This is a genomic window from Nocardioides caeni, assembly GCF_004912195.1.
Taxonomy (GTDB): Bacteria; Actinomycetota; Actinomycetes; order Propionibacteriales; family Nocardioidaceae; genus Nocardioides; species Nocardioides caeni.
This window is the reverse complement of record NZ_STGW01000005.1, coordinates 91370-109469: the sequence shown is the minus strand read 5'-3', so window position 1 is coordinate 109469 and position 18100 is coordinate 91370. Positions and strand designations below refer to the sequence as shown.

The following is an 18100-nucleotide window of genomic DNA, read 5'->3' as shown; positions in this document are numbered from 1 at the left end:
CACCCTACCAAGCATTTGCTTGGTAGGGTGGCGCCCATGCCACTCCACCTCGACCTGACCGGTCGCGTCGCCCTCGTCACCGGCGGCGCGCGCGGCATCGGCCGCGGCATCTCCGAGGTCCTCCTCGCCGCCGGCGCCACGGTCGTGACCTGCGGACGCTCCGAGGCCGAGCCCCCGACCGGGGCCGTGCACCGCCTGTGCGACGTGCGGGACCCCGAGTCCGTCGCCGCCCTGATCGACGCCCTCACGGCCGAGCACGATCGCCTCGACATCGTCGTCAACAACGCCGGCGGGGCGCCGTACGCCCTGGCTGCGGAGGCCTCGCCCCGCTTCCACGACAAGATCGTCGGCCTCAACCTGATGTCCTCGCTCCTGGTCAGCCAGGCCGCCAACCACGTCATGCAGGGCCAGCCCGGCGGCGGGGCGATCATCAACATCTCCTCCATCTCCGCGTCCCGTCCCTCGCCGGGGACGGCCGCCTACGGCGCCGCCAAGGCAGGCGTCGACGCCCTCACCGCGTCGCTCGCCCAGGAGTGGGGACCGAAGGTGCGGGTCAACGCGGTCGACGTGGGCCTGGTCCGCACGCCCGACACGGCCGACCACTACGGCGGCGATGCGACCGTGGTGGCGATCGAGGCCACCATCCCCGCCGGCCGGATGGCGGACGTCACCGAGATCGGACAGGTCGTCGCGTTCCTCGCCAGCGACCTGGCGTCCTACGTCTCGGGAGCGCGGCTCGCCTGCCACGGAGGCGGCGAGCAGCCCGTCTTCCTCCACATCGCCCAGAACGCCCAGAACACACAAGGAGAGTCCCAGTGAGCAAGCTTCTCGAGGGTCGCGTCGCGATCGTGACCGGCGCGGGTCGTGGCATCGGACGTGCGCACGCGCTGGAGCTGGCCCGGCACGGTGCGAAGGTCGTCGTCAACGACTTCGGCGTCTCCAACAACGGTGAGAAGACCGCCCCTTCCGATCGGCAGAGCCCGGCCCACGAGGTGGTCGCCGAGATCGAGGCGATGGGGGGCGAGGCCGTGGTCAACGGCGCCGACGTCGCCGACTTCGAGCAGGCCGCCGCCCTGGTGCAGCAGGCCATCGAGACCTTCGGTGGCCTCGACATCCTGGTCAACAACGCTGGGTTCGTCCGCGACCGGATGCTGGTCAACGCGACCGAGGACGAGTTCGACGCGGTGGTGCGGGTGCACCTCAAGGGCCACTTCGCCACGCTGCGCCACGCTGCTGCCTACTGGCGCGCGGAGTCGAAGCAGGGCCGTCAGCGGGTGGCTCGGGTCATCAACACGACGTCCGGCGCCGGCCTGCAGGGCTCGATCGGGCAGGTCGTCTACTCCGCCGCGAAGGGCGGCATCGCCACGATGACCCTCGTCGCCGCGGCCGAGCTGAGCCGGGTCGGGGTGACGGTCAACGCGATCGCGCCGGTCGCCAAGACCCGGATGACCGAGGGCGCCTTCGACACCTCGGCGATGGCGCTGCCGGAGGACAACTCGCCGATCGTCGCCTGGCTCGCCTCCGAGGAGGCCGGCGACGTGACCGGCCGCGTCATCGAGGTCGACGGCGGCGTGATCACGGTGGAGAACGCCTGGGCGCACGGTCCCTCCCGCGACGCCGGCGCCCGGTGGGAGGCCGAGAAGGTCGGTCCCGCCCTGCGCGAGCTGTTGGCCGAGGCGCCGGCTCCGGAGCCCGTCTACGGCGCCTGATCAGCCCGCTTCGACCCGCGACCCACGCTCACCGCTGTCGGTGAGCCGGGTCTCCTCGGCGGCCTTCGCCTCGAGCTCCGCACGGAGGTCGTTCCAGTGGGCCGGCGAGGAGGCCACCGACGCCGTCCCTCCCTCGAGACGACCGATCGCCAGGCGGGCATAGATCTGCTGAGCGGTCGCGGTCCGCTCCGAGCGGCTGTTGCTCGCGAAGGTCACCAGCCAGTGCAGCAGCGCGGTGAACCGGTTCTTGAAGCCGGTCAGATACAGCAGGTGGATCACCAGCCACATCAGCCAGGCGATCAGGCCGGTCAGCCGCAGCCTGCCCACGAGGGCGACCGCGCTGAAGCGCGAGATCGTCGCCATCGAGCCCTTGTCGAAGTACTTGAACGGGCCCGGGGGCGCCTTCTCCTCGACACGCTGGTTGATCGTCCTCGCGGCGTACTTGCCGCCCTGGATCGCGACCTGCGCGACACCGGGCAGGTTGTCCAGCGCCATCATGTCGCCGACCACGAAGACCTCGGGATAGCCGGGCAGCGTGAGGTCGGGGTTCACGGCGACGCGTCCGGCGCGGTCGAGCTGGGCGCCGGTCTGATCGGCAAGGAGCTTGCCGAGCGGTGACGCCTGGACTCCGGCCGCCCACACCTTCGTGGCGGCCTCGATCCGCGTGGTCGAGCCGTCCTTGTGCTGCAGCTCGATGCCGAGCTGGTCGACGGTGGTCACGATGCCGCCGAGCAGCACCTCGACGCCACGCTTCTCCAGCGACTTCTGGGCAACGGCACCGAGCTTGGCGCCGAACGGTGGCAGCACCTGCGGTGCGGCGTCGACCATGACCACCCGCGCCTGACGGGGGTCGAAACTGCGGAAGTCACGGCGCAGCGTCTTGTGCGCGAGCTCGGCGATCTGGCCGGCCATCTCCACGCCCGTCGGTCCCGCGCCGACGACGACGAAGGTCAGGTAGCGCTCGAGCTCCTCCTTCGTCTCGGCGAGCTCGGCCAGCTCGAAGGCACCGAAGATCCGCCCGCGCAGTTCGAGCGCGTCGTCGATCGTCTTCATGCCGGGGGCGAAGTCGGCGAAGTGGTCGTTGCCGAAGTACGACTGGCCGGCGCCGGCGGCGATGATCAGCGAGTCGTAGGAGAGCTGGTGCACCCGCCCCTGGATGTCGGAGGTGATGGTGCGCGCCCGGAGGTCCAGCGCGTTGACCTCACCCAGCACGACGCGGGCGTTCTCCTGCCGGGCCAGCACCTCGCGGGTGGGCGGGGCGATCTCGCCCTGCGCCAGGATGCCCGTCGCGACTTGGTAGAGCAGCGGCTGGAACAGGTGATGGGTGGTCTTCGAGATCAGCGTGACATCCACGTCGGGGCGCTTGAGCGCCTTGGTGGCGAAGAGTCCGCCGAAGCCGGAGCCGACAACGACGACGTGGTGACGGGAGCCCATGGGGCGAGTCTTGCCGCGACACGCTGTCGCGGCAATGGGCCTGACCGGATGTCGGTCAGATCGGGGTCAGATCCGCTCGATGACCGTGCCGGTGGCCATGGCGCCGCCGGCGCACATCGAGATCAGCGCTGTCGAGGCGTCGCGGCGCTCGAGCTCGTGGAGCGCGGTGGTGATGAGACGGACCCCGGTCGCGCCCACGGGGTGTCCCAGTGCGATGGCGCCGCCGTTGACGTTGACCCGGTCCATGTCGACCCGGTGTGCGCCGGCCCACGACAGCACGACCGAGGCGAAGGCCTCGTTGACCTCGAAGAGGTCGAAGTCGCTGATCGCCATCCCCGTCCGGTCCAGGATGCGCTGGGTGGCGTCGATCGGGCCGTCGAGGTGGAAGTAGGGGTCGGAGCCGACCAGGCAGTGGCTCCGGATCCGGGCACGGGGCTTCAGGCCGAGCGCACGCGCCTTGTCCTCGTCCATGATCAACAGGGCGGCGGCACCGTCGGAGATCTGGGATGAGGTGCCGGCGGTGTGGAGTCCGCCCTCGAGCACGGTGCGCAGTCCGGCGAGGCCCTCCAGCGTGGTGTCGCGGAGGCCGCCGTCGGCCTCGACGACCTGCGTCGCGCCGGTCGGCTTGCCCTCGTCGTCGAGGACGGGGGCCTCAAGCGGAGCGATCTCGCGCTTGAAGCGGCTCTCGTCGACCGCGACCCGGGCCTTGGCCTGCGACGCCGCACCGAAGGCCTCCAGGTCGGCTCGGCTGATGCCGCGGTTGCGGGCGATCCGGTCGGCCGCCTCGAACTGGTTGGGCATGTCGATGCTCCAGTCCTCGGGACGTGGGTCACCGAGGCCCGCCGGGACGTTGCCGCCCAGGGGGATGCGCGACATCGACTCGACGCCGCACGACATGCCGATGTCGATCGTGCCGGCCGCGACCAGGTCGTTGACGAGGTGGGAGGCCTGCTGGCCCGAGCCGCACTGGGCGTCGAGCGTGGTGCCGCCGGTGTGCTGGGCCAGCCCGGCGTGGATCCACGCCCGCCGGACGGTGTCGTTGGACTGCTCGCCCGCCTGCGTGACGATGCCGCCGATGACCTGCTCGACGAGCTCGGAGTCGACACCGGCCCGTCGCAGCACCTCGGCCTGGACGAATCCGAGGAGGTTGGCCGGATGGATGCCCGCCAGCTGGCCCTTGCGGCGACCGAGGGGAGTGCGGACGGCTTCGACGATGACAGGGGTGCCCATGGCCCCACGATAACACCGAACTAGAACACGTTCTTGTTTCGTCCCGCTGTCTTTGGCAACTCGCTGGACGAAAGCCTTTCGTAATCGCGCGATGCTTTGTAGTGTGGCTCTAGAACGTGTTCCAGTGACCCGGGTCACGACACGGAGCACCCTTCGAGCAACCCCCATGTGTCCACCTGCAGTGAAAGGTTCGTGGCGTGACCGAGCTCCTCATTCCGACCGACTGGGATCCCACCAATCCCGACATCAATGCGGCGGCCCTGCCCCACGAGGAGTTCCGTGCCCTGCGCGCGAACGAGCCGATCCGCTGGATCGAGCAGCCGCCCGAGGCCCGGGCCGGCTTCCTCGACACCGGTTACTGGGCCTGCACCCGGCACCAGGAGGTCCGCGAGATCTCCAAGGACAACGAGAACTGGTCGACCGCGGAGAACGGCGTCATCATCCGCTTCGCCGAGGACATGACCCGCGACCAGGTCGAGGTCCAGCGCGCGATGCTGATCCACCACGACCCGCCGGACCACACCAAGATGCGCGGCATCGTGTCGCGCGGCTTCACGCCGCGCGCCATCGCCAGCCTCAAGGAGAACCTGCGCGCCCGCGCCTACGAGATCGTCCAGGAGTCCGTCGACCGCGGCACGGGTGACTTCGTCGAGGACCTCGCCGCCGAGCTCCCGCTGCAGGCGATCGCCGACTTCCTCGGCGTACCGCAGGAGGACCGCAAAAAGATCTTCGAGTGGTCCAACTCGATGATGGGCTACGACGACCCGGACAACACCTCCGACCCGGCCACCGCCTCCATGGAGCTGCTGGTCTATTTCGACGCCCTCGCCAACGAGCGGCGCGCGAACCCGCAGGACGACATCGTCACCAAGCTCGTCAGCGTCGGCCAGGACGACGACCACGGCGCGCTGACCAACGACGAGTTCGGGTTCTTCGTCATCCTCCTCGCGGTCGCCGGCAACGAGACCACCCGCAACGCGATCAGCCACGGCATGCACGCCTTCTTCCAGCACCCCGAGCAGTGGGAGCTGTGGAAGAAGGAGCGGCCCGAGACGATGATCGACGAGGTCATCCGCTGGTCGACACCGGTCACGGTGTTCCAGCGCACGGCCAAGAACGACGTCGTCGTCGCCGGCCAGGAGGTCAAGAAGGGTGCGCGCGTCGGCATCTTCTATGCCTCGGCCAACTTCGACGAGACCGTTTTCGACGACCCGTTCACCTTCGACATCACGCGGGAGAAGAACCCGCACGTGGCGTTCGGCGGTCACGGTGCGCACTACTGCATCGGCGCCAACCTCGCCCGGATGGAGATCAAGCTGATCTTCGAGGCCCTGGCGGACCTTGCCCCGGACATCCAGCTGGCCGAGGAGCCCCGTCGCCTGCGCTCGGGGTGGCTCAACGCGATCAAGGAGATGCAGGTCAAGTACGCCTGACCGGCTGACTCCTTCAGCGCAGATTCAGGGCGGCTCCACGACAATGGAGCCGCCCTGCTCTGCCTTTTCCCTGTCGATTCCCCTGCCGGAGGTCCGATGCGCGTCCTGGTCGTCGACGACGAGGTGAGGCTGGCGCGATCGCTGAAGCTGGGGCTGGAGGCGGAGGGCTTCGCGGTCGACGTCGCCCACGACGGCACGGACGGGCTGTGGCGCGCCCGGGAGAACGACTACGACGCGATCGTGCTCGACCTGATGCTCCCGGGCATCAATGGCTACAAGGTGTGCGAGACGCTGCGGGGTGAGGACAACTGGACGCCGATCCTCATGCTCACGGCGAAGGACGGCGAGTGGGACCAGGTCGAGGGGCTCGACACCGGCGCCGACGACTACCTCACCAAGCCCTTCTCGTTCCCCGTCCTCGTCGCCCGCCTGCGCGCGGTCGCCCGGAGGGGTGCACGTGAGCGTCCGACCGAGCTCGGGTTCGGCGACCTCCGCATCGACCTGGCCGCCCGACGGGCCTGGCGGGCGGACGACGAGATCGGCCTGACGGCGCGCGAGTTCGCCGTCCTCGCCTTCCTGGCCCGCCACGCCGGTGACGTCTGCTCCAAGCGCCAGATCCTCGACGGCGTCTGGGACGGTGACTTCGACGGCGATCCCAACATCGTCGAGGTCTATGTCCGCCACCTCCGCAACAAGCTGGACCGGCCCTTCGGCAAGGACGCGATCCAGACCGTCCGCGGCGCCGGCTACCGGCTCGCGAGCGACGGGGGCTGACGTGAGCTGGTCCACCACCTCGATCCGCACCCGCACCACCCTCGCCGCGGTGCTCGTGGTCGCGGCCGCACTGCTGGTCGGCGCCGCGGCGCTCGTGTTCGCCGTCCGCGACTCCCTGCGCGACAGTGCCGAGTCCGCCGCGGAGCAGCAGGTGGATTCGCTCGCCGCTCAGCTCGAGGCCGGTCAGGTGCCGCCGTCACCGCGAGGCGACCTCGATGACGATGATGAAGAGGACGACGAGGATGATCTTGACGACGTTGTCTGGCAGGTCGTCGACCGAGACGAAGGGTTCAGCGTCGCGTCGTCCGGCGCGGACACCGTGCTCCCGGAGGAGGATGGAGCGGTCTTCGATCTCATGCAGGACCACCCCTACGTCGTGGCCCGGGAGACCGTCGACGCCGGTCCCGGCTACGTCGTCACGGCAGCGGTCTCCCTCGAGGACGTCGACGAGACGACGGCCGCGCTCGTGACGCCGCTGCTGGTCGGGCTGCCCGCCCTGCTCGCCGTCCTCGGCCTGTCGACCTGGCTGATCGTGGGCCGGGCGCTCCGGCCGGTGGACGAGATCCGCCGCGAGGTCGACCTGATCACCGGTGCCGAGCTCGAGCGCCGGGTGCCGGAGCCTGCCGCCGACGACGAGATCGGTCGCCTGGCCCGCACGATGAACGACATGCTGGCCCGGCTCCAGCGGGCGCGGGACCGGCAGGAGCAGTTCGTCGGCGATGCCTCGCACGAGCTGCGCTCGCCCCTGAGCAGTCTGCGCCAGGTCGCCGAGGTCGCTCGCGCCCACCCCGAGGCGGTCGGCCACGAAGAGCTGAGCGAGACCGTGCTCGAGGAGGCGTTGCGGATGCAGGCCATCGTCGACCAGCTCCTGTTGCTCGCCCGGATGGGCGACGGTCGTCCGCGCACCGCCCCGACCGAGATCGACCTCGACGACCTCGTCCTCTCCGATGTACGACGGATCCGTCGGCTCGGCCTCACGGTCGACGCCACCGGTGTCGGAGCTGCGCGGGTCGTGGGTGACGCGGTCGCCCTCGGTCAGGTCGTGCGCAACCTCGTCGACAACGCCGCGCGGCACGCCGAGGGAGCGCTGCGTGTCTCGCTCGGTGACCAGTCGGGCGGGGTCGTCCTGACCGTCGAGGACGACGGCGCGGGGATCCCTGAGCCCGACCGTGACCGGGTGTTCGACCGCTTCGTCCGGCTCGACGACGCCCGCACCCGCGACGCCGGTGGCAGCGGACTGGGCCTCGCGATCGTCCGTGAGGTCGTCACCGCCCACGGTGGCTCGGTGACGGTCGACGGGTCGGACCTGGGCGGAGCCCGGTTCGTCGTCCGGCTTCCCGCCAGACCCGCCTGACCCTGCCTGAACGGCCCTTCAGGAGCCTTCAGGCTGGCTTCAGCGCCCCCTCGGCAGGCTCGTGCCACGAGGCCACCGAGAGCGGTGGCACGAGAGCTCATCCGAGAGGACACATCATGAAGATCGCCCGTCTGCGCTCCAAGAAGGTCGTCATCCCCGCCACGCTCGCCGTCGCTGCGCTGGCCGTCGGCGGCACCGTGTGGGTCGCCTCGGCCGACGAGGTCCGCGGTGACGAGCGCACCCGCGCCGCCGATGCGGCCACCTCCGCTGCCGGCGGCGGGCGCGCCCTCGACGTCGAACGTGCCGACGACGGCGAGGACGGCTACGAGGTCGAGGTCCTGCTCGAGGACGGCCGCGAGGTCGACGTCCTCCTCGACGAGGACCTCGAGGTCGTCAGCACGGAGCACGACGACGACCGCGATGACAGGGATGACGACCGCGACGACGACCGCGACGACGACAGCGACGAGCGCCCGGACGCCGATGACCGCGTCCTCAGTGATGCCGAGCGGACCGCCGCGGAGAAGGCCGCGCTGACCGAGAAGCCCGGCAGCACGGTGATCGATGTCGAAGCGAGCGACGTCCGTGGCGTCGCCTACGAGGTCGAGGTGCGCGATGCTGACGGCCTGGAGTGGGACATCGAGCTCGACGCGGACTTCGGGATCGTCGCGACCCACGCCGATCGCTGAGCGTGCCGACCGGGTCGGCTCCGGGTGCAGTAGCGTTGGGCAGGACGCAGGCTGATCTAAGGAGGTCGCAATGGGCGACGTCAACACCGAGCACTTCCCCGGGTTCTCCGAGAACCACTACCAGCACGGCATGCACACGCTGGCGTGGATCTCGCTCTGGCTGATCGTGGGCCTGGGCGTGGCCTGCGGCGTGTTCGGCTTCTTCTGGGGCCTCTCCAACTGAGTCCCGCGCGGGGGCGCTGACGCTGCTGGTCAGGGCGCTGTGGGCCCAGCGTTGGTCCGCAGGACGAGCTCGTCCACCACCGCGACGAGACTGCCGTCACTGCGCTCATGGGCTGCGCGTTGCCGAGCGGAGCCGCCCTCGGCAAGGACGCGGTCGACGCCGGTCCCGACGAGGTCGGTGTCGCCGTTGTCGTCGAGCTGGTCCCGGACGTGGCGGACGAGGCTCTCGACGACCTGTCGAGCCGGCTCGAGCTCACCGGTGACGGGGTCCAGGAGCCGGTCGGCCAGGCCGAAGCGGGCAGCGCGCCAGCGCGCCGCGCGCAGCAGCTCGGCTCTCCACGCGGCGTCCCGGGGCGCGGCATCGTCGTCCGCCGCGCGCTCGACCAGGCCGCGGGTCAGGGCCGCCATCAGCACGGCGTCCTCCAGATCGGTGCAGACGTCGGCGATGCGGACCTCGACGGTCGGCTGGTTGCGGGACAGGCGGGCATCGAAGTAGAGCATCCCGTCGTCGGCGGCCGCGCCGGAGGCGACCAGGCGCCGCCGGACGTCGTGGTAGGCCTGTGCGGATCCGAACCGCTCCGGCGGTCCCGCGCTGGGCCACTGCGCCCAGGACTGGGAGCGCCACGAGGCATAGCCGGTGTCGCGGCCGAGGTGGAAGGGCGAGTTCGCGCTGATCGCCAGCAGGACCGGGAGCCAGGGGGTGATCGCGTCGATCACCGACACGCCCTCGTCGTCGGAGTCGATGTTGACGTGCACGTGCATGCCGCACGTGCCGCCGGGCCTGGCGATCTCGCCGTAGGTCTCGATCATCGCGAGGTAGCGGTCGTCGCGGGTCGGTCGGGGCTCGCCGCTCTCGATGGGCACCGCGCCGGATGCGGCCGTGCCGAGCCCGACGCCAGCAGCGGCCACGGCGGCGGCGCGCCGCCCGGCCCACAGGTGGTCACGCAGCTCCCCGAGGTCGCTGCAGGGTGGTGTCCGGGTCTCCAGCTGGTGGCGGAACAGCTCGTGGTCGAGAACGTCGTGGCCGGCGAGCCCGCTCTCGGCGGCGTACTTCAGCACCTGCTGCGAGCGGGGTGAGGCGCGCCGGGTCAGGGGATCGACGAGGATCAGCTCCTCCTCGACTCCGACGGTGCGACCCACGCCGGTCCTGTACCCGCGCGCCGTGCGGGCAGCCGGGACGGGTCAGTCGCGGGCGGTCAGCACGAGCGGGTCGCCGGAGGTGATGGCGACCGTGTGCTCGACGTGGGCGCCGCGGGAGCCGTCGGCACTGCGGATCGTCCAGCCGTCGGGGTCGAAGACGATCTCGTCGGTCGTGTGCAGGAACCAGGGCTCGATCGCGATCACCAGGCCGGGGCGCAGCTTCAGTCCGCGGCCGGCGCGTCCGTCGTTGGGGACGTGCGGCTCGCCGTGCATGGTCTTGCCGACGCCGTGGCCGCCGAACTGGAGGTTGACCTTCAGTCCCTCGGCGTGCGCGACGCTGCCGATGGCGAAGGAGATGTCGCCCAGCTTGTTGCCGGCGCGGGCGGCCTCGATGCCGGCGTCCAGCGCACGCTGGGTGACGTCGATGAGCCACTGGTCCTTCGGGTCACCGTTGCCGACGACGACCGACATGGCCGAGTCCGAGACCCAGCCGTCGACCGAGGCGGCGAAGTCGACGGAGAGCAGGTCGCCGTCCTGCAGGACGTAGTCGAACGGAAGTCCGTGCAGGACGGCGTCGTTGACGGAGGTGCACAGCACCTTGCCGAACGGGCTCGCGCCGAAGGACGGGTGGTAGTCGATGTAGCAGGACTCCGCGCCGGCGTCCTTGATCATCCGGTGGGCCAGCTCGTCGAGCTCGAGCAGGTTCACCCCGACGTCGGCCTTCTCGATGAGCGCCTGGATCACCGAGGCGACGAAGCGTCCCGCGGGACGCATCTGCTCGATCTGGGTCGGGGTACGAAGCTCGATCACGGGCCCCAGCCTACGGCGCGCCGGGAATCGTCAGTTGCTGGGCTTGTCCGCCCCGACGACCCACATCGCGAAGAACTGGGACCCGCCGCCGTAGGCATGGCCCAGCGCCTTGCGCGCGCCGTCGACCTGGTGCTCGCCGGCCGCACCGCGCACCTGGAGGGCCGCCTCGCCGAAGCGCAGCATCCCGGACGCGCCGATCGGGTTGGACGAGAGGACGCCGCCCGAGCAGTTGACCGGGATCCTGCCGGTCATCGCGGTCTCGCCCGCCTCGGTCAGCTTCCAGCCGTCGCCCTCGGCGGCGAAGCCGAGGTTCTCCAGCCACATCGGCTCGAACCAGGAGAAGGGCACATAGATCTCGGCCGCGTCGATCTCGTCGATCGGCGAGGTGATGCCGGCCTGCTTCCACAGGGCGGCTGCTGCGTCGCGACCGGCCTGGGGGTTGACCTGGTCTCGTTCGGCGGCGGTGGTGGCCTCCGAGCGCATGACGGTGCCGTGGATCCAGGCCGGGTTCGGCGAGGACTTCGCGGTGTCCTCGTCGACGATGACCAGCGCGCACGCACCGTCGCTCGAGGGGCAGGTCTCGTCGTAGCGGATCGGGTCCCACAGCATCTGCGAGGCCAGCACGGACTCGACGGTCGTGCCCTCGTTGTGCAGGTGAGCGTAGGGGTTCTTCAACGCGTTGTTGCGGTCCTTGGCGGCCACGATCGCGCCCACGTGGGTGGGTGCCTGCGAGCGCCGGATGTAGGACCGCACGTGCGGCGCGAAGTAGCCGCCGGCTCCGGCGTGGACCGGCATGTTGAACGGCAGCGGCACCGAGAGGGCCCACATCGCGTTGGACTCGGACTGCTTCTCGTAGGCGACCGTCAGCACGCGCTTGTGGACGCCGGCCTGGACCAGGGACGACGCGACGATGGCGGTCGAGCCGCCGACGGAGCCGGCGGTGTGGACGCGCAGGAGCGGCTTGCCGGCCGCGCCGAGCGCCTCGGCGAGGAACAGCTCGGGCATCATCACGCCCTCGAACAGGTCCGGCGCCTTGCCGACGACGATCGCATCGATGTCGTCGAGCGTCAGGTTGGCGTCGAGGAGCGCGCGGTCGATGGCCTCGCGGCACAGGCCCGCCATGGAGACGTCCTCGCGCTTGGCACGGTGGTGCGTCTGGCCGACGCCGATGATGGCTGCAGGCTGCTTGCCCATCAGATCCGCTCTCCTTCGGTCGAGGCTTCCAGGGTGCAGACGAGATTCTGCTGCAGGGCGGGGCCACTCGTGGCGTGGGCGAGGGTCTTGTCGGCGTCACCGGACCAGATCCGCTGCGCCGCCTCGCCGACGCGGATGCCGCCGCCGGAGAACATCGGATTGCTCGCGAGCGCGCCGCCGGACGGGTTGATGACGACGTCGTCGCCCAGGCCGAGCTCCGTGCGGAGGATGAGCTCCTGGTGGCTGAACGGTGCGTGCAGCTCGGCGACCTCGACGCCGCCGAGGTCGAGCGCGGCACCGGCCCGCTGGGCCGAGGGCGAGCGGGCCAGATCACGGACGCCCATGCCCATCGGGTCGATGGAGTGGGAGATGCCGGTGAGCCAGGCCGGACGCTCGCGGACGTCGCGGGCCTTGTCGCCGGCGGCGAGCACCAGGGCTGCGACACCGTCGGTGACCGGCGAGCAGTCGTGCTTGCGCAGCGGGTCGGCGTACATCGGTCGGGCGAGCAGCTCCTCGACCGACGAGCCGCCCTTGCGGATGGCGTGATCGTTCTTCTCCGCGTCGGTCAGCGAGCGGTTGGCGACCTCGGCCATGGCGCGCTCGTCCCAGAGACCGGCGTCAATGCCGGCGCGGGCCTGCAGGCCCGCCAGGGACACCGTGTCGGGCCACAGCGGCGTCATCGTGTAGGGCTCGAGCTGCAGCGCGAGGGTACGGCGCAGCACGCCGGCCGAGCTCTTGCCGAAGGCGTAGACGAGGGCGGTGTCGACCTCGCCCGTCTGGATCTTGATCCAGGCCTCGTACATGGCCCAGGCCAGGTCCATCTCCACGTGCGACTCGTTGACCGGCGGGATGACGCCGATCGCGTCGACCGCCTGGACGAACGAGAACGAGCGGCCGGCGAGGTAGTCGGAGGAGCCGGAGCACCAGAATCCGACGTCCTTGCGGGTCCAGCCGGTCTGCTCGTAGAGCTCCTTGAACACCGGAACGAGGAGCTCGACGCAGGTCGGCGACCCGTCGAATTGGGGCATCTGTCGCTGGGCGAACCCGACGACGGCGACGTCACGCATCTGTTTCTCCCGTCTCAGAGGTGGTGCTTGTAGGTGTCGTAGTCGGCGTCCGGGTCGCCGGTCGGCGCGAAGTGGTCGATGTTCTCCAGGGAGTACGCCCACTCGTCCTTCGGCTTCCAGACCGCCTTGACCCGCATGCCCATCCGCACCTCGTCGGCGGGGACGCCGAGGATCAGGTGCAGGACCGCGATGTCGGCGCCGTCGAGGAGCACGTACGCCGAGACGTACGGCGGGGTGATCTTCTGGCCGAGGAAGGGCACGTTGACGATGCAGAACGTCGTGATCGTGCCGGTCTGGGAGAGCTCGACCTCCTCCACGGTCGGCGTGCCGTCCGAGGGGCACGCGCTGCGCGGCGGGACGTAGACCTTCTGGCAGGTGGGGCAGCGCTGGCCCATGATCCGGCCCTCGTTGAGGCCGCGATAGAAGAGCGACTCCTCCGGCGAGGCGGCGTACTGGTAGTCGAGCGAGACCTTGGTGACGACGCCGGTGACCGGCTCCTCGCTCGAGGCTGCCGGTGCTGCGGCCTCGGCCTCACCCGGGGCGAGCGGCTCGAAGCACGCGATGTCGTTGATGTGGCCGACGCGCTCGGCGGCCCAGCGCACGCGCACCCGCATGCCGGTGGTCACTTCGGCCGGCGAGGAGACGTCGAGCGCGTGCAGCAGCGGCGCGTCCGCGCCGTCGAGGGTGACCAGCGCGAAGGCGAACGGCCGGTCGAACGGCTGGTCCTTGACGGGCTCCGGGACCCAGGTCCAGGAGGTGACGGTGCCGACGGGCGAGACCTCCACGAACTCAGTCGTCGCCTCGTGGGTGACGGGGTCGAACTCGAGCGGCGGGACGACGACCTGGCCCGTCGAGGTCCGTCCGCCCACGACCACTCCGTCGCGGAGTCCGGAGAGGAAGCGACCGACGACGGGGCCGGTCGATCGGGTGTAGTCGAAGGCGACCGTCACGGGCGCCGAGAGGGTGCGACTCATGACCCGAAGTGAAACATGTTCTGCTCAAAAGTGAAACATGTTCTAGAAATGCGGCGTGGCGACCCGGCATGATGCGACGCATGAGACTGGGACTGCAGCTGGGCTACTGGGGCGCGCAGCCGCCGCAGGGCGTGGGCGAGCTCGTGGCGGCCGCGGAGGACGCCGGATTCGACGCGATCTTCACCGCCGAGGCGTGGGGGAGTGACGCGTTCACGCCGCTCGCGTGGTGGGGCCGCGAGACGTCGCGGGTGCGCCTCGGCACGTCGATCGTCCAGATGTCAGGTCGGACGCCGACCTCGATCGCCATGCACGCGCTGACCCTCGACCACCTCACCGGCGGCCGGGTCATCCTCGGCATGGGCGTCAGTGGTCCCCAGGTCGTCGAGGGCTGGTACGGACAGCCGTTCGAGAAGCCGCTGGCGCGCACCCGCGAGGTCGTCGACATCATCCGCCAGGTGCTCGCCCGCGAGGCACCGGTGACCAACGACGGCCCGCACCACGCGCTGCCCTACCGCGGTCCCGGCTCAGTCGGCCTGGGCAAGCCGCTCAAGCCGATCGTCCACCCGCTGCGCGCCGACCTGCCGATCTGGCTGGGCGCCGAGGGCCCCAAGAACGTCGCCCAGACCGCGGAGATCGCCGACGGCTGGATCCCCATCTTCTACACCCCCAAGAGCTCGGGCATGTACCAGCCGTGGCTCGACGAGGGCTTCGCGCGGCCGGGCGCGCGCCGGAGCCGCGCCGACTTCGAGATCGCCGCGACCTGCAACCTGCAGATCGTCCCGGACGCTGCGGCCAAGCAGCAGGCCCTGGACGCGATGAAGCCGTTCGCCTCGCTCTACATGGGCGGCATGGGCGCCAAGGAGCAGAACTTCCACACCCAGGTCTTCACGCGGATGGGCTACGGCGACCTGGCGGCGAAGGTGCAGGAGCTCTACCTGGACGGACGCAAGGAGGAGGCGACAGCGCTGATCCCCGACGAGCTGGTCGACGACCTGCACATCATCGGCACGCCGAGCGAGGTCAAGGAGCGCGTCGCGCAGTGGGAGGAGACCGGCGTGACCACACTGCTGCTGTCCTGCCGCAGCGCCGACGAGGTGCGCAAGGTGGCCGAGCTGCTGGCCTGATCCGGGGCCCGGGGCTAGCGTTCCTCCATGACGCGGCCTCCGCACGAGAACGTCGCGACCGTCCTGGTCGACCCCGACGTGCTGGCCGACCTGGAGCTCGAGCTGATGGAGCTCGACTTCCGGGTGTGGCCGGTCGCGACCGCGCCCATCTGCCCCGACGGTCCGCGTCAGGCGTTCCAGCTGCGCCGCACCCTGCTGATGGCACGCAGGGGCGCCTGGGACGACGCCGCCCACTGGACGCCGGTCTGGGTCAGTTTCGGGGAGATGTGGCGCCGCGGCGACGAGCCCTTGCCGTGGGCCGCTCACCGCACGCTCTGGCAGATCCTCGAGAGCCGTGAGGGCCACGTCCACTTCCAGCGTCGCCTCGGCGGCGTGCGCCCGCTCGTCGTACCCGCGGAGGAACGGCCGGCGAGCTGAGCCGGCCCGATCCCCGGGTCCTTGATCCGAAATAGAACACGTTCTAGTGTGAGCGCGTGACCGACTCGCTCCGCACCCCTGCCCACAACGGCCACCTCATGGTCGCCGCCCTCAAGCGCCACGCGAACCGTCCGATCGTGCACCTGGGCGACGTGACGTTGACCGGGAAGCAGACCGCGGACCGGATCTCGCAATACATCCAGGCCTTCGAGTCCCTCGGCGCCGGCCGAGGTACGCCGGGAGCGCTCCTCGCGCTGAACCGGCCCGAGGTCCTCTTCATCCTCGGCGCCGGCCAGACGCAGGGCTTCCAGCGCACGTCGCTGCACCCGCTCGGGTCCGCCGACGACCACGCCTATGTCATCAATGACGCCGGCATCACCACGCTGGTCATCGACCCCTACTTCGCCGGACGTGCGGTCGAGCTGCTGGGCAAGTGCCCCGGCCTCAAGCAGGTGCTCACGATCGGTCCAGTGCCGGAGGAGCTCGCCGAGGTCGGCACCGATCTGACCGAGGTCGCGGCGACCTTCACGCCGCAGCCGCTGACGGCCGCCGTCCTCGAGCCCGACCACATCACCTCGATCACCTACACCGGCGGCACCACCGGCAAGCCCAAGGGCGTGATCGGCAACGTGCGGGCCTTCTCGACCATGGCGCAGATCCAGATGGCGGAGTGGGAATGGCCAGCAGAGCCGCGCTTCCTGATGTGCACGCCGCTGTCGCACGCGGGCGCCGCCTTCTTCGTGCCGGTGGTGCTGCAGGGCGGCACGCTCTTCGTGTCGGCCCGCTTCGACCCCGCCGACGTGCTGAAGACGATCGAGGAGAAGCGGATCAACTCGCTGATGCTCGTGCCGACGATGCTCTACGCGCTGATGGACCACCCCGACTCGCGGACGCGCGACCTGTCCTCCCTCGAGACCGTCTACTACGGCGCCAGCGCGATCAACCCGGTCCGCCTGAAGGAGGCGATCGAGCGGTTCGGCCCGATCTTCGCCCAGTACTACGGGCAGTCCGAGGCGCCGATGGTGATCAGCTACTTCCCGAAGGGCGACCACGTCGACGCCGACGGCCAGCCGATCGAGTCCCGCCTGACGTCGTGCGGCCGACCGTCGGCCTACATCAGGGCGGCACTGCTCGACGAGTCGGGCAACCCGGTCGCGCCCGGCGAGCCGGGGGAGATCTGCGTCGCCGGACCACTGCTGTCCGCCGGCTACTGGCAGCTGCCCGAGGCCACGGCCGAGACCTTCCGCGACGGCTGGATGCACACCGGCGACGTGGCCCGCGAGGACGAGGACGGCTTCTGGTACATCGTCGACCGCACCAAGGACATGATCGTCACCGGCGGCTTCAACGTCTTCCCGCGTGAGGTCGAGGACGTGATCGCGGAGCACCCGGCCATCGCACAGGTGGGCGTCATCGGCACGCCGCACGAGAAGTTCGGCGAGGCCGTGACCGCGGTCGTCGTACTCCGCGACGGGCACGAGCTGACCGACGAGGTCGTCGCCGAGATCCAGGCGGCCGTCAAGGAGCGCAAGGGCTCGGTCCAGGCACCCAAGGACGTCATCGCCGTCGACGCGCTGCCCCTCACCGCCCTCGGCAAGCCCGACAAGAAGGCCCTGCGCGCCCGTTTCTGGACCGGCGACCGCTCGGTGGGTTGATGCGGGCTGCGCAATTCACGGGTCAACCCGTGAATTGCGCACCCACATCACCGCCCCTGGAACTGCGGAGCGCGCTTCTCGAGGAAGGCGCGCGGACCCTCCTTGGCGTCGGCGGAGGAGAAGACGGCCGCGCCGATCCTGGCATCCTCGGCCCAGCAGTCCTCCTCGTGCTTGCCCTCGGAGTCGCGCATGGTCTTGAGGATGGCCTGGACGGCGAGGGGGCCGTTGGCGGCGATCAGGTCGGCGATCTCGTGCGCCTTGGCCAGCGCCGACCCGTCCGGGACGACGTGGCCGATCAGGCCGAGCTCCTTGGCCTCGGGGGCGAGGAGGGTGCGGCCGGTGAGGAGCAGCTCGGCGGCGACGGTGTAGGGGATCTGGCGGGGGAGGCGGACGGCGGAGCCACCCATCGGGTAGAGCGACCAGCGCGCCTCGGCGACGCCGAACTTGGCGGACTCGCCGGCGACGCGGATGTCGGTTCCCTGCAGGATCTCGGTGCCGCCTGCGATGGCGGGACCCTCGACGGCGGCGATGAGCGGCTTGGTGAGCCGGAAGCCCTTGAGCAGGCCCTTGATCACGGTGGGGTCGTACTCACCCGACTCGAAGCTCTCCGACGGCGGCTTCTCGTCGGCCTTCTGCAGATCCATGCCGGCGCAGAAGTAGCCGCCGGCGCCGGTGAGGATGCAGACGCGGATCTCCGGGTCGTCGTTCACCCGGTCCCACGCGTCCTCCATGATCCGGAGCATCTCGCTCGACAGCGCGTTGCGACGCTCGGGACGGTTCATGGTGACGACGAGCTTGTGGCCGTCCTGCTCGACGAGGCAATCAGTCATGTGAACCACGCTAGCGAAAAAGTGAAACGTGTTCTAGTCTCGCG

Annotated in this window: 18 protein-coding genes; 10 read left to right on the top strand and 8 right to left on the bottom strand. The window is 70.3% G+C overall.

The window, feature by feature from the left end; genetic code table 11:
• Positions 1 to 36 precede the first annotated feature (36 nt).
• Together E9934_RS09875 and E9934_RS09870 are read left to right on the top strand one after the other, a co-directional pair.
• Positions 37 to 819 (top strand): SDR family oxidoreductase, encoded by a 783-nt coding sequence (locus E9934_RS09875; RefSeq protein WP_136562733.1) that lies wholly within the window; start codon positions 37 to 39, stop codon positions 817 to 819.
• The gene (locus tag E9934_RS09870) at positions 816 to 1709 is read left to right on the top strand and encodes an SDR family oxidoreductase (RefSeq protein ID WP_136562732.1); all 894 of its coding nucleotides are present in this window, start codon (positions 816 to 818) and stop codon (positions 1707 to 1709) included. The genes E9934_RS09875 and E9934_RS09870 overlap by 4 nt, the downstream gene beginning before the upstream one ends.
• Here E9934_RS09870 and E9934_RS09865 read toward each other — a convergent pair whose 3' ends face one another.
• Positions 1710 to 3143: an NAD(P)/FAD-dependent oxidoreductase gene (locus E9934_RS09865; protein ID WP_136562731.1), complete on the bottom strand. Its 1434-nt coding sequence runs from the start codon at positions 3141 to 3143 to the stop codon at positions 1710 to 1712.
• A gap of 66 nt (positions 3144 to 3209) precedes the next feature.
• Positions 3210 to 4373, bottom strand: coding sequence for a steroid 3-ketoacyl-CoA thiolase (locus E9934_RS09860; RefSeq protein ID WP_136562730.1), 1164 nt, complete (start codon positions 4371 to 4373; stop codon positions 3210 to 3212).
• 197 nt (positions 4374 to 4570) lie between these two features.
• Between E9934_RS09860 and E9934_RS09855 the strand changes: the two genes are divergently transcribed.
• The 5 genes from E9934_RS09855 to E9934_RS19590 all read left to right on the top strand — a co-directional run bounded on the left by E9934_RS09855 (position 4571) and on the right by E9934_RS19590 (position 8846).
• Positions 4571 to 5806, top strand: coding sequence for a cytochrome P450 (locus tag E9934_RS09855; protein WP_136562729.1), 1236 nt, complete (start codon positions 4571 to 4573; stop codon positions 5804 to 5806).
• A 96-nt stretch (positions 5807 to 5902) separates the two neighbouring features.
• Positions 5903 to 6580: a response regulator transcription factor gene (locus E9934_RS09850; protein WP_136562728.1), complete on the top strand. Its 678-nt coding sequence runs from the start codon at positions 5903 to 5905 to the stop codon at positions 6578 to 6580.
• 1 nt (position 6581) lies between these two features.
• Entirely contained in the window at positions 6582 to 7934 is a 1353-nt protein-coding gene (locus tag E9934_RS09845; protein ID WP_202977259.1) for a sensor histidine kinase, read from the top strand.
• Between the two features lie 116 nt (positions 7935 to 8050).
• Complete coding sequence (locus tag E9934_RS09840; RefSeq protein ID WP_136562726.1) at positions 8051 to 8623, top strand: PepSY domain-containing protein; 573 nt, start codon at positions 8051 to 8053, stop codon at positions 8621 to 8623.
• A gap of 70 nt (positions 8624 to 8693) precedes the next feature.
• Positions 8694 to 8846: a hypothetical protein gene (locus E9934_RS19590; RefSeq protein ID WP_158294976.1), complete on the top strand. Its 153-nt coding sequence runs from the start codon at positions 8694 to 8696 to the stop codon at positions 8844 to 8846.
• Between the two features lie 29 nt (positions 8847 to 8875).
• On the opposite strand, the gene E9934_RS09835 is transcribed toward E9934_RS19590, so the two are convergent.
• Genes E9934_RS09835 through E9934_RS09815 form a run of 5 tightly spaced genes read right to left on the bottom strand, consistent with a single transcriptional unit; the run spans position 8876 to position 14030 of the window.
• Entirely contained in the window at positions 8876 to 9985 is a 1110-nt protein-coding gene (locus E9934_RS09835) for a carboxylate-amine ligase (RefSeq protein WP_136562725.1), read from the bottom strand.
• A 42-nt stretch (positions 9986 to 10027) separates the two neighbouring features.
• Positions 10028 to 10795 carry a type I methionyl aminopeptidase gene (gene map, locus E9934_RS09830; protein ID WP_136562724.1) on the bottom strand — a complete coding sequence of 256 codons (768 nt, stop codon included), beginning with the start codon at positions 10793 to 10795 and terminating at the stop codon, positions 10028 to 10030.
• Between the two features lie 30 nt (positions 10796 to 10825).
• Entirely contained in the window at positions 10826 to 11989 is a 1164-nt protein-coding gene (locus E9934_RS09825; RefSeq protein WP_136562723.1) for a thiolase domain-containing protein, read from the bottom strand.
• The gene (locus E9934_RS09820; protein WP_136562722.1) at positions 11989 to 13056 is read right to left on the bottom strand and encodes a thiolase domain-containing protein; all 1068 of its coding nucleotides are present in this window, start codon (positions 13054 to 13056) and stop codon (positions 11989 to 11991) included. The genes E9934_RS09825 and E9934_RS09820 overlap by 1 nt, the downstream gene beginning before the upstream one ends.
• 14 nt (positions 13057 to 13070) lie before the next feature.
• Positions 13071 to 14030: a Zn-ribbon domain-containing OB-fold protein gene (locus E9934_RS09815; protein ID WP_136562721.1), complete on the bottom strand. Its 960-nt coding sequence runs from the start codon at positions 14028 to 14030 to the stop codon at positions 13071 to 13073.
• A gap of 80 nt (positions 14031 to 14110) precedes the next feature.
• On the opposite strand from E9934_RS09815, the gene E9934_RS09810 reads away from it, so the two are divergent.
• The 3 genes from E9934_RS09810 to fadD8 are packed head-to-tail and all read left to right on the top strand — an operon-like array spanning position 14111 to position 17226.
• The gene (locus E9934_RS09810) at positions 14111 to 15154 is read left to right on the top strand and encodes an LLM class F420-dependent oxidoreductase (protein ID WP_136562720.1); all 1044 of its coding nucleotides are present in this window, start codon (positions 14111 to 14113) and stop codon (positions 15152 to 15154) included.
• Between the two features lie 27 nt (positions 15155 to 15181).
• Positions 15182 to 15571 (top strand): hypothetical protein, encoded by a 390-nt coding sequence (locus E9934_RS09805; RefSeq protein ID WP_136562719.1) that lies wholly within the window; start codon positions 15182 to 15184, stop codon positions 15569 to 15571.
• 56 nt (positions 15572 to 15627) lie between these two features.
• Positions 15628 to 17226: a fatty-acid--CoA ligase FadD8 gene (gene fadD8, locus E9934_RS09800; RefSeq protein ID WP_136562718.1), complete on the top strand. Its 1599-nt coding sequence runs from the start codon at positions 15628 to 15630 to the stop codon at positions 17224 to 17226.
• A 47-nt stretch (positions 17227 to 17273) separates the two neighbouring features.
• Here fadD8 and E9934_RS09795 read toward each other — a convergent pair whose 3' ends face one another.
• Positions 17274 to 18056, bottom strand: a complete 783-nt coding sequence (locus E9934_RS09795) for a crotonase/enoyl-CoA hydratase family protein (RefSeq protein WP_136562717.1) — start codon at positions 18054 to 18056, stop codon at positions 17274 to 17276.
• Positions 18057 to 18100 lie beyond the last annotated feature (44 nt).

Coding starts and splice junctions, on each gene's coding strand:
- E9934_RS09875 (WP_136562733.1), top strand. CDS start 37: ATGCCACTCCACCTCGACCTGACCGGTCGCGTCGCCCTCGTCACCGGC.
- E9934_RS09865 (WP_136562731.1), bottom strand. CDS start 3,143: ATGGGCTCCCGTCACCACGTCGTCGTTGTCGGCTCCGGCTTCGGCGGA.
- E9934_RS09860 (WP_136562730.1), bottom strand. CDS start 4,373: ATGGGCACCCCTGTCATCGTCGAAGCCGTCCGCACTCCCCTCGGTCGC.
- E9934_RS09850 (WP_136562728.1), top strand. CDS start 5,903: ATGCGCGTCCTGGTCGTCGACGACGAGGTGAGGCTGGCGCGATCGCTG.
- E9934_RS09840 (WP_136562726.1), top strand. CDS start 8,051: ATGAAGATCGCCCGTCTGCGCTCCAAGAAGGTCGTCATCCCCGCCACG.
- E9934_RS19590 (WP_158294976.1), top strand. CDS start 8,694: ATGGGCGACGTCAACACCGAGCACTTCCCCGGGTTCTCCGAGAACCAC.
- E9934_RS09825 (WP_136562723.1), bottom strand. CDS start 11,989: ATGGGCAAGCAGCCTGCAGCCATCATCGGCGTCGGCCAGACGCACCAC.
- E9934_RS09820 (WP_136562722.1), bottom strand. CDS start 13,056: ATGCGTGACGTCGCCGTCGTCGGGTTCGCCCAGCGACAGATGCCCCAA.
- E9934_RS09815 (WP_136562721.1), bottom strand. CDS start 14,030: ATGAGTCGCACCCTCTCGGCGCCCGTGACGGTCGCCTTCGACTACACC.
- E9934_RS09810 (WP_136562720.1), top strand. CDS start 14,111: ATGAGACTGGGACTGCAGCTGGGCTACTGGGGCGCGCAGCCGCCGCAG.
- E9934_RS09805 (WP_136562719.1), top strand. CDS start 15,182: ATGACGCGGCCTCCGCACGAGAACGTCGCGACCGTCCTGGTCGACCCC.
- E9934_RS09795 (WP_136562717.1), bottom strand. CDS start 18,056: ATGACTGATTGCCTCGTCGAGCAGGACGGCCACAAGCTCGTCGTCACC.